This window comes from Streptomyces sp. AM 2-1-1, assembly GCF_029167645.1.
Classification (GTDB): Bacteria; Actinomycetota; Actinomycetes; order Streptomycetales; family Streptomycetaceae; genus Streptomyces.
Genome location: NZ_CP119147.1, coordinates 1392694 through 1406120 on the forward strand (window position 1 = coordinate 1392694; position 13427 = coordinate 1406120).

The 13427-nt window shown below is 71.2% G+C and carries 14 protein-coding genes; 7 read left to right on the forward strand and 7 right to left on the reverse strand.

Translation table 11 applies throughout. The features are described from left to right. Positions 1-164 precede the first annotated feature (164 nt). The 4 genes from PZB77_RS05845 to PZB77_RS05860 are packed head-to-tail and all read left to right on the forward strand — an operon-like array spanning position 165 to position 2770. Entirely contained in the window at positions 165-575 is a 411-nt protein-coding gene (locus tag PZB77_RS05845; RefSeq protein ID WP_275491485.1) for an STAS domain-containing protein, read from the forward strand. Positions 576-612: 37 nt separating this feature from the next. Next, positions 613-1269, forward strand: a complete 657-nt coding sequence (locus PZB77_RS05850; RefSeq protein WP_275491486.1) for a response regulator transcription factor — start codon at positions 613-615, stop codon at positions 1267-1269. Beyond that, positions 1266-2369 carry a PAS domain S-box protein gene (locus PZB77_RS05855; protein WP_275491487.1) on the forward strand — a complete coding sequence of 368 codons (1104 nt, stop codon included), beginning with the start codon at positions 1266-1268 and terminating at the stop codon, positions 2367-2369. Before PZB77_RS05850 ends, PZB77_RS05855 begins: the two co-directional genes overlap by 4 nt. Continuing rightward, positions 2366-2770 (forward strand): response regulator transcription factor, encoded by a 405-nt coding sequence (locus tag PZB77_RS05860; protein ID WP_275491488.1) that lies wholly within the window; start codon positions 2366-2368, stop codon positions 2768-2770. Before PZB77_RS05855 ends, PZB77_RS05860 begins: the two co-directional genes overlap by 4 nt. 71 nt (positions 2771-2841) lie before the next feature. Here the strand turns inward: PZB77_RS05860 and PZB77_RS05865 are convergent, their stop codons facing one another. The 4 genes from PZB77_RS05865 to PZB77_RS05880 form a co-directional block, all read right to left on the reverse strand. Further along, positions 2842-3795, reverse strand: coding sequence for a sensor histidine kinase (locus tag PZB77_RS05865; protein WP_275491489.1), 954 nt, complete (start codon positions 3793-3795; stop codon positions 2842-2844). Next, positions 3792-4667: an MEDS domain-containing protein gene (locus tag PZB77_RS05870; protein ID WP_275491491.1), complete on the reverse strand. Its 876-nt coding sequence runs from the start codon at positions 4665-4667 to the stop codon at positions 3792-3794. The genes PZB77_RS05865 and PZB77_RS05870 overlap by 4 nt, the downstream gene beginning before the upstream one ends. A gap of 427 nt (positions 4668-5094) precedes the next feature. After that, positions 5095-6153, reverse strand: a complete 1059-nt coding sequence (locus tag PZB77_RS05875) for a vWA domain-containing protein (protein ID WP_275491492.1) — start codon at positions 6151-6153, stop codon at positions 5095-5097. Positions 6154-6313: 160 nt separating this feature from the next. Beyond that, a complete protein-coding gene (locus tag PZB77_RS05880) occupies positions 6314-7522 on the reverse strand; it encodes an SGNH/GDSL hydrolase family protein (protein ID WP_275491493.1) in 1209 nt (402 codons plus the stop codon). 275 nt (positions 7523-7797) lie between these two features. On the opposite strand from PZB77_RS05880, the gene PZB77_RS05885 reads away from it, so the two are divergent. Next, the gene (locus PZB77_RS05885) at positions 7798-9216 is read left to right on the forward strand and encodes a cation:proton antiporter (RefSeq protein WP_275491494.1); all 1419 of its coding nucleotides are present in this window, start codon (positions 7798-7800) and stop codon (positions 9214-9216) included. A gap of 180 nt (positions 9217-9396) precedes the next feature. Here PZB77_RS05885 and PZB77_RS05890 read toward each other — a convergent pair whose 3' ends face one another. Beyond that, positions 9397-9669 carry a hypothetical protein gene (locus PZB77_RS05890; RefSeq protein WP_275491495.1) on the reverse strand — a complete coding sequence of 91 codons (273 nt, stop codon included), beginning with the start codon at positions 9667-9669 and terminating at the stop codon, positions 9397-9399. 62 nt (positions 9670-9731) lie between these two features. Further along, positions 9732-10235, reverse strand: a complete 504-nt coding sequence (locus PZB77_RS05895; protein WP_275491496.1) for a GNAT family N-acetyltransferase — start codon at positions 10233-10235, stop codon at positions 9732-9734. A gap of 194 nt (positions 10236-10429) precedes the next feature. Here PZB77_RS05895 and PZB77_RS05900 point away from each other — a divergent pair, with 194 nt between their 5' ends. Next, positions 10430-10807, forward strand: a complete 378-nt coding sequence (locus tag PZB77_RS05900) for a VOC family protein (protein WP_275491497.1) — start codon at positions 10430-10432, stop codon at positions 10805-10807. A gap of 142 nt (positions 10808-10949) precedes the next feature. Here PZB77_RS05900 and PZB77_RS05905 read toward each other — a convergent pair whose 3' ends face one another. Continuing rightward, positions 10950-11978 (reverse strand): LacI family DNA-binding transcriptional regulator, encoded by a 1029-nt coding sequence (locus PZB77_RS05905; protein ID WP_275491499.1) that lies wholly within the window; start codon positions 11976-11978, stop codon positions 10950-10952. Positions 11979-12119: 141 nt separating this feature from the next. Here PZB77_RS05905 and PZB77_RS05910 point away from each other — a divergent pair, with 141 nt between their 5' ends. Continuing rightward, positions 12120-13421 (forward strand): extracellular solute-binding protein, encoded by a 1302-nt coding sequence (locus tag PZB77_RS05910; RefSeq protein ID WP_275491500.1) that lies wholly within the window; start codon positions 12120-12122, stop codon positions 13419-13421. The last annotated feature ends 6 nt before the right edge of the window (positions 13422-13427 follow it).

Here is a 13427-nt window from a genome sequence, read left to right on the forward strand (position 1 = left end):
CGTCTAGTGTGGATTCACTAGACGAGAGCTGATGCTCCCGCACTATGGCGAGTCTCGGCAGCTGTCGACGGAGGGCCCGCGGAGAGCTCATGGAATCCCACGCAGAGGCAGACTCCACACGCACCCAGGGGACGGTCCGGGATGCTGTGGCCGTTCCACCGTTCATGGCGCGTACGGCAGTTCACGCGGGCGTCGCCCGTGTGGTCCTCGTCGGCGACCTCGACATGGACACCGCACCCCACGTCGGGAGCGTGGTCGCGGCATGCCTGGCGGAAGGCTCCACGTGTCTGCGCCTCGACATGACGGGCGTCTCCTTCTGCGACTGCGCGGGTCTGAGCGCCTTACTCGGGGCGCGCGCCGCCGCACTGCGAGCGGGCGTGGACGTCGCCGTGGAAGGGATCGGTGCCGGAACACAGGTGGCGCGACTGCTCTCCCTGATCGGGGTCGACACGTTCCTCGCCGAGCGGAAGGCGCCGGTGGACGCGGACCCGGTCAGCCGTCGCTCCGCGGGCGCCGTCCCGCCTCCTCACAAGCCGCGGCGACTGCCGCCGAGCCACGGTCCCAGCGCCTTCTGACATGATGTCGGCCCCCGCCACCTGCAAGGACGTACCGATGCCCGCCCCGCGCCCAGACAGCCGACCGGTCAGGATCCTGTTGGTCGAGGACCACGACATGGTGGCCGAGGCGATCTGCCTCGCGTGGGAGCGATCACCCGATCTGGAGGTCGTGGCGCGCGCGGCGTCGGTGTCGTCGGCGCTGGCCGACGCGGCGCGGTACGAGCCGGACGTCGTGCTGATGGACCGACGCCTGCCCGACGGTGACGGGGTCACCGCCATCGCCGATCTGCTGGCTCTCCTCCCGGACGTGCGTGTGCTCATCCTGGCGGCGGAGGGAAGCGGTTCCGTCGCCGCGCGGGTCGCGGAGCGGGGCGGGGCCGGAATGATCCTGAAGGCCAACGGTCTGCGGGAGCTGGAGGACGCCGTCCGGCGGGTGGCGGCGGGCGAGATGGTCTTCGGCCCGGACGTCCTGGGTGATGTGCTGCGGCGGCTCACCGGCAGGGCGCCGGCGGTCGGTGGCGACCTGACGCCCCGGGAGCGGGAGGCTCTCGGTCTGCTGGCCGAAGGCCGTACGACCGCGGAGATCAGCGTCCACCTCGGGGTCGCCCTGAACACGGGGCGCAACCACGTCCAGCGGGTGCTGCACAAGCTGGGGGCCCGTTCCCAGCTGGAAGCGGTGGCGATCGCCCGGCGCGAGGGCCTCCTCGCATGACGCCGGAGCCGGGACCGCACCGGTGGGAGCGGAAGCAGGCGGCTCCGCTGTCGGAGGAGGCGTTCACCCTGCTGGTGCAGGGGGTGCTGGACTACGGCATCTTCATGCTCGACCCGCAGGGCTACATCATCAGCTGGAACGCGGGCGCGGAGCGGATCAAGGGGTATCAGGCCGCCGACATCCTCGGGCAGCACTTCTCCGTCTTCTACCCGCCCGAGGACCAGTCCTCGGGGAAACCGCAGTGGGAGCTGGAGACCGCCGTCGCCGAGGGCCGGCTCGAGGACGAGGGCTGGCGCGTCCGTCAGGACGGTTCCCGGTTCTGGGCGAACGTGGTCATCACCGCCCTGTGGGACGAGAACGGCGTACTGCAGGGCTTCGGCAAGGTCACCCGTGACATGTCCGAACGGCGGGCGGCGCAGCATGCCCTCGTCGAGAGACGGCGGTTGTTCGATCATCTGGTCCAGGCGCAGGAGGTGGAACGGCGTCGCATCGCGTGGGACGTCCATGACGACTCCATCCAGGCCATGGTCGCGGTGGGGATGCGACTCGAACTGCTGGCGGACCAGGTCGCGGAGCCGCACTCCGCGGAGCTGCTCCGTCTCGACGCGTCGGTGCGGGAGGCGATCGGTCGCCTCCGCAGTCTGACCTTCCGGCTACATCCTCCGGGGATCGACCGGCACGGTTTGGTCGAAGGGCTCTCCAGCCACCTGGACGACGTGGTGGGCATCTCGTGGGGAATGGAGTACTCCTTCGACCACGCGCTGGAGCACGAGCCCGCACCGGAGACGGCCATCACCATCTTCCGCATCGTCCAGGAAGCGCTGCTCAACGTGCGCAAGCACGCGCGGGCGAGCAGGGTCGACGTCCGTCTCACCTCGGTCGACGGGGGCATTCTGACGCGGGTCGTGGACGACGGCACCGGCTCTCCGATGTCCCAGGACGGCACCCGCGAGCATTTCGGGGTCATCGAGATGCGGGAGCGGGCCGAGACGGCCGGGGGCTGGTGGTCCTTGCACAGTCGCCCGGGTGCGGGGACGACGGTCGAGTTCTGGGTGCCGAATCCCCTGCCGCTTCCGACGCCGACGGACGGCAAGCCGTGACCGCGGGGGCACCGGGCGGTCTCCCCGGTCCGTCTCCGCTCAGCGTCCTTCTGTGCGACGACAACCCGATGATCCTGGAGTCCCTGGGCGACGTCGTGCGGGCCCAGTCCGACATGGAGATCGTGGGTACCGCGCGCGACGGCGCCCGGGCGCTCGAACTCGCGCAGCGGCTCCGGCCCGACATCGTGGTCCTGGACGTCCGCTTCCCCGGTGGAGGCCCCTCGGTGGCCCGGGAGATCGCACGCTGTTCACCGGACAGCCGGATCGTGGCGTTCTCCGCCTACGACTACAAGGGCTCCGCCGAGCAGATGCTGAGCGTCGGCGTCCTGGAGTACGTGCTCAAGGGCGTGAGCAATCGGGACTTCCTCGCGGCTCTCCGCCGGGCGGCGGGACCCCGGTGAGGGCCGGATGCGGCGGCGGCCGACGCGGACCTGGTGGTGGGGCGGCGGGCCGTCCTGGGGGACGGCCCGGCTCACTCCAGACCCATGTGGAGCCGCAGGACGAGTCCCTCGGCGCCCGCGCGGATCTCGACCAGATCGCACAGCTGATGCATGATCCACACACCTCGGCCACCGGTCGCCGCCCGGGGATCGGGCCGGCGGCGGCCCGTGAGGGGGTCGGTCAGGAGCCCCTGGTCGCGGATCTCCGCGACCAGTTCACCCCTCTCGCGCCACATGCGCAGGATTCCGTGGCCGCCGCCGTGCCGCACCGAGTTGCCGGTCGCCTCGCTGATGGCGAGGAGCCAGTCCGTACGGCGGACCGGTGGCAGACCGACGGCGTCCGCCCAGCGCTCGGCCTCGTCACGGACGAGCGCGAGACCCTCCTCGCCGAAGGGGACGACGACGGCGTCCGACGGTTCGGGCAGCGGGGCGTCGCAGTCGCGGCAGACCTCGTGCGGATCGGCGTAGCCGGAGCTGGCGCGGTACGCCCCCGGTTCACCGACCACCGGGTGGGTGCGGTACGCCTGCGCCAGCACGTCTTCGGGCAAGGCGGTGTCGTAGGGGCACAGGATGCTGACGGGACGCCCGGTGAACGCGAGGTTGATCAGCGCTTCGTGGCGCGTGGCCTCCAGCGACTCCGCCGGCGTGCGCCCGACCCAGATCGGCTCTCCCACGATCGATGCCTGGGTGCACGTGTTCCGCCCCTTGTCCGCGAACTCCTGGAGCATCGAGAGGATGCGCCCCGGATTGCGTCCCGCCTGGCGCATGTCCACCCAGGTGACGCCGTCCCCCTCGACGTGGTCCCGCAGCAAGGCGAGCTGGGGACCGGGCACGGCCACCAGCACGGAGTGGCGGCGGTCCACGGCGTCCTGGACGAACGACCCGACTCCGTCGAGGTACTCGTCCCTGGTGCCGTAGAACAGTGCCGGATGGTAGAAGGCCGCCTGGGGGCCGGGTTCGGTCGAAAGCGTTCCGTATGTCGTCATCGGTCCACGACCTCCACCATGGAATCAAGCTCCGGGAACAGTCGCAGTAGTCGTCGCACGGCAGGAGGGGCCTGCCGCATCCTCAGTCGGGTCCCTCCCGGCCGCACGGCCGCGGCCTCGGCCAGCACGGCCAGCGACGCCGAGTCGAGGTGACGCAGGCCGGCCAGGTCGAGTTCCATCGGCTGGACCTTCGAGCCGGAGACGGCGGCGGCCGCGGACGCGACGGCGTCCCGGGTGTCGTATCCGGCCGACCCGGACAGCGCCAGGCCCGGCCGGTCCGCCAGGGGCGCCACCCGAAGGGCCGGCTCGGCGTACGGTTCCCCCTCGTGTGTCAGGTGGGCGCCCGCGAGCATCCCCACGTACGCGTCGGTGAGCAGGCGGCGGTCGTAGAAGCACCACGCCTTCAACGGCAGTCGCGCGAACACCTCGTGGTGCATGCGCAGTTCGTACTCCAGCAACCGGTCGGCGCCGGTGACGTCCCGCGCTCCCCAGGACATCTCACCGATCGCCCGCAGCCCCGGGTAGCCCGAGGCGCGGGCCGCCTCCGCCACGTCGAACCAGAGCCCGATCATCGCGTCGGGATCGAAGCGCGAGCCCGCCAGGTACGTCTGTGCGGCGACCGACACGGACAACTGCCCGCGCGACACGGCTCCCGCCGCGTCGATCCCCGCGTCGGTGAGGGCGCGCAGGACCCGTTCGGGGGCGGTGGTGTCCGCGAAGTACTGCACCTGTTCGCCCTTTTCCAGCCCGCCGCGGACGACGGCGGCGAGGTGTTCGGCCCACTGCCGGTCGTCGGAGAAGACCACACTGTGGTGGCATCCCTGCACCGGCTCCGTCTCCCCGGGCACCGGCACCCCTCCACCCTTCGGCACGCCACTCCTCGTCGTCCTGTCCGCCCTTGCGGCTCCTCGCCCGGATCCCGCCGGGCCCGCGCGGACCGGCACCACTCCCCCGTCCGGCCCGGTCCGGCCGGAAGGCCCTCACTCTCCCGACCATGGAAACACGGATGGGGCGCGTCCGACGCGCCGGTGCCCGCTCCCGGGCCGGGACGCGTCGGGCGGAAGGACTCCCGGGGCGAACGCTTCGACCCTGGTGGGAGCTGCCCGGAGCAGGGCACGGGTGTTCCGGCCTCGCCGGACGATCTTCCGGTCGTCCGCTCCCGCATGTGGCCGGGATCTCGGCGACCCGCCCGTGCGCACCGCGCGACGGGACCGGCACCGGTGGGCTGTCAGGAGGTCCGTCCCGCCGGGGCGGCCGGCCGCGCGGCCCCTCCCGCCGCGCCTCGCCACCCGCCGGGGCTCACAACATGATGAGCAGACGGGTACCCGCCTTGAGCTTGCGGTTCACCGAGCGGCTCTGCACGTACACCTCCAGCCGGGGGTTGTTGCCCGCCTTCACGGAGACGGTGCCGCGGACACCTGAGCCGAAGAGCAGGCTGCGGGCCGCGTCCCCCGTGTAGGCGCGGTCGGTGTCCTTCTCGACCACGATGACCTCCTTGTCCGGCTGGACGGTGACGCGGGCGCCCAACTGGTAGTAACAGGAACCGCGTCGGTAGGAGACGCCGGGGTGCGAGTCGACGAAGGGCCTGATCTCGGTCTCTTTGTCGACCTTGAGGAGCCGGTACTTGTCGGCCGCGATCGGCTCCAGCTTCGCCCGCACCTCGTCGACCGATATGTCCTGACCCACCGCGAAGAGGTTCTTCGTACCGCGCACGCCCTGCTCGCGGCCCCGGAGGAAGCTGGTGGCGGCGGCACGCACGGTGCCGATCGCCTCTTCGACGCCTTCGGTGGAATCGGCGTCCCAGATGGCGATGTTGCCGGCCGGGAAGCCGTAGTTCTGGGCGGTGCGCTTGGCCAGGGAGTTCGGCACGAGGATGGCGGAGGTCCAGTGGCCCGGAAGGCCGCCCATCGTCGACGAGATGCGCTTCAGCCAGGGGCCGAGGATGGTCATGTCGCCGTCGTGCCGCCGGTCACCACCGGAGGCGTTCTCCTCGCCGTCCGTCACCACGATCTGCAGGAAGCTGTGCTCGCCGTACTCCTCCCAGATGTGCCCGAGGTCGTCCAGGGACTTCAGTGAGGCTTCGATGAGGGCGGTGGCGCCGTTGTTGACCTTGTACAGCCCGCGCATGGACGGCAGGTGCTTCACGTCCATGTCCCAGACCAGGTTCTCCACCCTGTGGTCGAAGGAGTAGAGGCTGATCCGGGTCTCGTGGCCGAGGCTGTCCGACTCGGCCTTCAGACCCGCCACGAACTCGTCCACGACACGGATGAGCTGCCCCTCGTGCGGGCGCATGGAGCCCGAACTGTCCACGACCAGCGCGACGTGGTTCACCTTGTGCCGGATCTTGTTGGCGGACACGCTGCCACTCCCCCTTCGGAACTCCCCGAGTGATGTCTCCAACCTAGGGGGAGGGTCTGACAACGGGGAGCGGCCCGCTGACGGGTCATCACCCCTCGGACGGCCGCCTCTCGGCGCACGGTCACCCGCCCGCGGACGGGGTCGGGTCGGGCCGGGCCGGTCAGTCCAGTGCTGCGCGGATCGCTGCTTCGACCAGGCGGGCGGTGCGGGCGTGGCCGGCGGCGTTGGGGTGCACGAGCGTGGCCCGCGCTCCGACGGGACACGTCAGGGTGTAAGTGCCGAGGGCGAGCCGGCGGGGCCAGTACGGGGCCGCCTCGCCGCAGATGCCTTCCACCCATTTCTCGGCCCGGGGGCTGCACGCGTCGTGGCCCTCGCCCCCGGCGGCGCTGTCCACGAAGGTGTCACCGCTCAGCTCCGTGACGGTCCGGATGACGGCGTTGAGGCCGACGTTCACCTCGTGCAGCCAGGCGATGTCCTCATGGGTGACCGAGACCGTGCCGAGAGGGTCGATCCGGGCGGCCAGCTCGGAGGGGTCCCGACGGTCGCAGGGGCCGGGGTCGGCGGGGAAGATCAGGGGGTAGCCGACGGTGATGACCTCGGCGCCGGGTGCTTGCCGGTGCACGTCGGCCAGCATGGCGGCGTACTCCTGGGCGATCCGCTCGTACGTGTCGGCGATCGGTTCCTGGCCGCCGGTCGTGACGGGGCCGCCGGTCGTCACCGGGCCGCCGCTCGGCTCCGTCGGTTCCCCCGCGGGGACCGGTGCACGGTGCCGGTGGGCGTCGCGGCACGGGGCGGCGACGTCCGGCAGGCCGGCTCCGCCGACCAGGCAGGTGACGAGCATCGGACTGAAGGGCACGCTGTTGCCGCCCACCCCGATCGTGACGACGTCGGTGTCCGCGTCCAGCCCGGCGCGTACGGTCTGGGCGGCGACGCTCGGCCAGCCTCCGGCGGGTGCCCGCACCGGGCCGGTGGGGATCTGTCGGGTGGTGGTGATGTCCTGGACGGTGGCGCCCCCGCAGCTGACGTCGGTCAGTTCCACCGGCCGGCCGTGCGGCGGGCGGGTGGTCAGCCCGGCCCGTACGAGGGCCGGGTACGCCCCGGTGGTGCGGTCGCAGCCGTCCCGGTCCGGGCTGCCGAGCGCCGGGGTGGGCTCGCCGACGATGAGGCCGGCCGTGGTCGAGTCGCCGAGGGCCGCCCACCGCACGGGCTCGGGCGCGGGAGAAGCCGGCACCGGCACGGCGGCCGCGAGCGTCAGGGCGGCCAGCGCACCGAGTGCCGCACGGCGGGAGCGGACGAGGACACGCCCGCGTCCGCCGACGGGGCCCTCCTGTTCCCGCGGGGCGGACGGCGTCGTCGTGGTGTGGAACACGTGGCTCTCCCGGGACGGTGATCGGCGACCTTCCGCACTCAAACAGCCGAGTCACCCGCACGTCTCCGGGAGCGGTGGTCATTCACTCCCCCGTGTCCGCCGTTCGCCCCGCTCATCCGGCCGGCGGGTGAGCGGACTTCACCGCGTGGGCCGCCCGCCCGCCACGCCCGCCCCGACGACCGGGTTCGCGGTCGCTCCGCCGCACATCCGCTACACGCTCCGCGCCGGGGTAGACGGCGCAGACCAGCACGATCGACAGGACGGAGCAGCCGGACGTGGCCATCACCACCACCGGAGCGGTGTACGGATGTCTCGGGTTGGGGGCGCTCCTCGCGGCGGTGCTTCCCCGGCTGTTGTCACGCCGGCCCGTCTCCCCACCCATGGTCTTCCTCGCGTCCGGGCTGCTCGTGTACGCGCTGCCGCTTCCCCTCCCCCTGCCCGAGGTGAACCCGACGGAGCACCGGGCGTGGGCGGAGCACCTCACCGAACTCTGCGTGATCGCGTCCCTGATGGGTGCGGGACTCGCGATCAACCGCCCGTTCGGATGGCGGACGTGGCGCACCACCTGGCGGCTGCTCGGCGTGGCGATGCCGCTCGCCATCGGTGCCACCGCACTGGTGGCGTACCTGCTGCTGGACTGGCCGCCGTACGTGGCGCTCCTGCTGGCGGCGGTGCTGGCGCCCACCGACCCCGTCCTCGCCTCCGAGGTGCGTGTGGGTGAGCCGACCGACGACGAGGACGACGAGGACGAGGTGCGTTTCGCGCTCACCAGTGAGGCGGGGCTCAACGACGGGCTCGCGTTCCCGTTCGTCCTCGGCGCTCTCGCACTCGGCGCGACGGGCGAGGCGTGGTCGACGGAGTGGCTCGCGCACTGGGCGTGGAGCGACGTGCTCGTCCGGCTCGCGGTCGGGGTGGCGGTGGGTGTGGGGACGGGGCTGCTGCTCGGGCGTGTGCTCTTCCACGCCGGCGCGAAGCCGCTGCGTCTCGCGGAACACGGCGAGGGTTTCGTCGCGCTGGCGGTGACCCTCACCTCGTACGGTCTGGCCGAATCCCTGCACGGGTACGGGTTCCTTGCGGTCTTCGCGGCGGCCTGCACCCTGCGCAGCCGTGAGCGGGGCCACCAGTACCACCAGGTGCTGCACGAGTTCATCGAGCAGATAGAACGGCTGCTGATGGCGGTGCTCCTCTTCGCGACGGGCGCCTTCATCGCGACGGGCGCCCTCTCCCACCTGACCTGGCGGGGGGCCGCCACGGGGCTGCTGCTCCACCTGTTGATACGGCCGCTGACCTCCTGGCTCGCGCTGGTGCGGGGGCCGGCCGCCCGCAAGGAGCGACTGGTCACCTCGTTCCTCGGCATCCGGGGCATCGGCTCGTTCTTCTATCTCGCCTATGCCTGTGGGCGGGGCGAGTTCGGCCCGTACGAGGACGAGTTGTGGGCGATCGTGGTCTTCACCGTCCTCGTCTCCGTCGTCCTGCACGGAGCCTCGGCCGCACCGATCACCGCACATCTCGACCGGGAGAACGGGACGGACCCGGACGCCCCGGAGTCCGGGGACGGTCTTCACCGCAACGACAGCGACAGCGACAGCGACAGCGACAGCTCCAACGGCACCGGCACCCGCACCCGTACCGACAGCTCCCACGACGACAGCGACACCGACACCGACGACGGCGTGGCCCGGGAACGCGTCTGAGTCCCGGCGGGCGTGCGGGGCCCTCACGGCCCCGCACGTGCGAAGGGGCGGGGGCCCCGCGCGGGGGCGTGGCCCACGTACGGGGGCGCGCGAAGACCTCGTACGGGCCGGGGGCCTCGGCCCGTACGAGGCCGGCTCTTCGGCGGAGCGCGCCGGTGTCCCGGCGGAGCGGTCGCCGGCTCAGAAGGAGCGCGTCAGCTTCCGTGCGGTGCTGCAGTGCGCGGTGCGCCCGTGGCGCCAGAGCTGCACGACGGTCACGCCGAGCAGCACGGTGAACACCCCCAGGAGCACCACCGCGATCGCCGCTTGCCGGCCGTCCGCCGTCGCGCGGCCCGGCTCCTGGGTGAGCAGGCCGAGCAGCGACAGCAGCGCGCCGACCAGGTAGACGGAGCGAACTCGTCGCAACTGCCTCAACGCACGGGGAGCAAGAGCCACACGCCTCATCGATGCCATACGCGGATCCTTCCCAGAACGCGTCCCCGCAGACGCCTGGTCGGGTCCGAAAATGTCGCGCCCTACGGAGTGCCCAGCCGGATCTGCAGGGCGGGGAAGCGGGGTGCCCGGAATCCGAGGGTTTCGTAGAGGTGCGTGCCGTCCGCAGTCGCGTGGAGGTCCACCGCGGACACCTCCGTCTCCTCGGCGAACCAGCGCAGCAGCGCTTCGGTGCAGGCGCGCGCATACCCCTGGTGGCGGGCGGCGTGTTCGGTCGCGACGTTCGAGACGTGTCCGCGCAGGCCGCTGGGGCTGGTGGGCCCGGGGGCGTGGTGGTCGCAGGTGCCGACCGCGCAGCTGACGACGCCGCGCCCCGGTTCCTCCACGACGAAGGCGGCGAAGTCGGCTTCTCCCGCAAGGCGTTCGGCGAACCACCGCCCTGCCGCCTCCCGCCAGGGTGCGTCCTCGGGCCCGGCCGGGATCCCCATGTCGGCCAGCATCAGGGCCCGGAGCCGTACGAGGGCGGGAACGTCGGCGGCCGTGGCGCGGCGGACCTCGGGGGTGGGGGTGCGCGATGTCTTCTCCATGGAGCACAGGGTGGGGAAGGGGCGGCGGGCCCGGCAATCGGATTGTCCCGCCCGTGCGGGGGAACACGGTGTCCTGTGACCCGTGTCGCGGACCCGTCGGCGGGACGGACGAGGGACCGGGAGTCGCTCCCGCGCCCCGTACGTGTCCGTTCCCCGCTCGTCCTGCGGCGCAACCCCACGGAAGGGTTCCTCGTATGGCAGTGCACAAGTCCCTCGTGCTCGTACTCGACAGCGCCGAACCGATGGAACTGGCCGACTTCTACGCCGGGTTGCTGGGCGCCGAGGTCAGGCCGGGGCAGGGCGGCGACTACGTGGAGGTCGTCGGGGAGGCCGGGGTCCATCTGGCGATCCGGCGGGACCACGGTTACGCGCCCCCGAGTTGGCCCCGTCCCGACGACGCGCAGCAGGCCCACGTGCTCGTACGGGTCGCCCGCGAGGACATGGACGAGGCCGAGCGGGAGGCGATCGGGCTCGGAGCCACTCCGGTGGAAGCACGCGACAACGGCGGCCGCAACGACACGCGCCACTACGCCGATCCGGCGGGGCACGGTTTCGCGATGACCGCCGTGTGACGCCCGGTCCGGGCCCACCGCGGGCCCGGACGGCGCTGTCGGATCAGCGTCTCGGAGCGGGCCGGCGGATGCACGAAGGACGATCACCGGTCCCGGCGCCCCGGCCCTCCATCGCCGGCCCCCACCTCGGCACGGCCGTTCCTCACCCCCGAGGAGCGGCCGTGCTGTTGCGTACGACCAGGCTGGTGGCCAGCTCCAGGCGCGTGGTCATCGGGGCCTCGTCGCGCAGTCGCACCAGCATCTGCACCGCTTCCTCGGCCATCTGCCGCAGCGGCTGGTGGACGGTGGTCAGGGCGGGGCTGGACCAGCGGGCGATCGGTACGTCGTCGTAGCCGACCACGGAGAGGTCGTGCGGGACGCGCAGCCCGCTGACCCGCGCCGCTTCGAGCACGCCGAGGGCCTGCAGGTCGCTGCCGGCGAAGATCGCGGTGGGCGGGTCGGGCAGGGCGAGGAGCTCCATCGTCCGGTCGTAGCCCCCCTCGACGTGGAAGTCGCCGTAGAGCACCAGGTCGGGGGAGGTCTCCAGTCCGGCCATGCTCATCGCGGAGCGGTAGCCGTCCAGCCGGGCGAGGGAGCAGATCATGTCCTCGGGGCCGGTGATGATGCCGATCCGGCGGTGCCCCAGCTCGATGAGGTGACGCGTCGCGGCGAGGCCGCCGCTCCAGTTCGCCGAGCCGACCGAGGGCACGTCCGGTTCGGGGTCGCCGGCCGGGTCGATGATCACGAAGGGGATCGACCGGGACCGCAGCTGCTGCTTGAACTCGACCGGCAGAGCCGAGAAGACCAGCACCACACCGAGCGGGCGTCGCTGGAGCACTCCCTCGATCCACTCGGGGCTGGGCGAGTGGCGGGTGCCGCTCTCGGTGAGAACCACGCCCGCCCCGTGGAGCTTGGCGACGTTCTCCACGCCCCTGATCAGCTCCATCGCCCAGATGCTGTCGAGCTCGTGGAAGACCAGCTCGATCAGCGGTGCCTCCCGGGCGGACCGGGTCGTCCGCCGGTAGGAGTGCGTCTCCAACAGACGTTCCACCTTGACCCGCGTCGGCGCGGCAACGTCCTGTCTGCCGTTCAGCACCTTCGAAACTGTCGAAATGGAGACGCCGGCCTGCTGGGCCACCTGGGCGAGGGTGATGCGGCCCACGTTCTCGTCATCGCGCATGGTGAGAAGCATAGGGCACGAACAATTGGCCAACAGAGATAACAAATCAGCAACTTGAGCCCCGAGGGTTGACCCCTCCCGTCGCCGAGCCCTAGCGTCCCGACGCATGAAGTTTCGGTAATGAAGCCGAAACATTTTCGAGAGGGCGAGACCATGACGCGACGCACACGGCTCCCACGCACCGCTCTTGTCGGCGGGGCCGTCCTGGCCATGGCGCTGTCCATGTCGGCGTGCGGAGGGGACGATTCCGCGTCCGGCGACGACAAGATCCACGTACTGGTCTACGGGGACGCCACCAACAAGGTGGAGAAGCAGCTCATCGCCACCTTCAACAAGACGTCCAAGGTCAAGGCCGTCCTGGACACGATCCCGGGCGCCGACTACCAGGCCAAGCTCCAGACGATCATCAACAGCAAGCAGGCCCCCGACGTCTTCTTCAACTGGGGCGGCGGCAGCATCAAGCCCTTCGTGGACGCCGGGCTGCTCCTCCCGCTGGACGACTTCATCGCGAAGGACCCGGGACTCAAGGACAACTTCCTGCCGTCGGTGTTCAACAGCACCGTGGTGGACGGCAAGGCGTACGGCATCCCGATGCGCGGGACGCAGCCGGTGCTGATGTTCAACAACAGCAAGGTGCTCAAGGACAACGGCCTCACCGCTCCCAAGACCTGGGACGAGCTGGTGAACGCGGCGAAGGTCCTCAAGTCGAAGGGCGTCACCCCGATCGCCCTCGGCGGCGGCGACAAGTGGCCGACACTGATGTGGTTCGAGTACCTCTACGACCGCGTCGCGGGCCCCGAGCTCTTCCAGAGCGCGCTCAAGGGCGACAAGGACGTCTGGGCGAGTGACGACAGCAAGGCCGCGCTCAACAAGCTCAAGGAACTCATCGACGCCGGTGCCTTCGGCACCAACTTCGACTCGGTGAAGTTCACCGACGGCGGCTCGCCCACCCTGCTCGCCACCGGCAAGGCCGCCTTCGAGCTGATGGGCTCGTGGGAGTACTCGACGCTGCAGGACTCGCAGCCGGACTTCGCCAAGTCCGACCTCGACTACAGCGCCTTCCCGGCCGTCGACGGTGGCAAGGGCGCCCCGACCGACATCGTCGGCAACACGAACAACTTCTACTCGGTGCTGAAGAAGACCAAGCACCCGGAGGCGGTCGCGGAGTTCCTGAAGCTCCAGTACTCCGACCAGTTCGTGAAGTCGCAGCTCTCCATCGGCAACCTGCCGACCACGACCAACACCGAAGCGCAGCTGGACGGCGCCGCGAGCCCCGACTACGCGCGCTTCCAGTACGACCTCGTCAAGAACGCGCCCTCCTTCCAGCTCTCCTGGGACCAGGCCTACCCGCAGACCGCCGGCACGGCCCTGACGACCGCGGTGCAGCAGTTCTTCAACGGCGGGATCGACGTGGACGGCTTCATCAAGGCGATGCAGGCACTGCCCACCTCCTGACCGCGC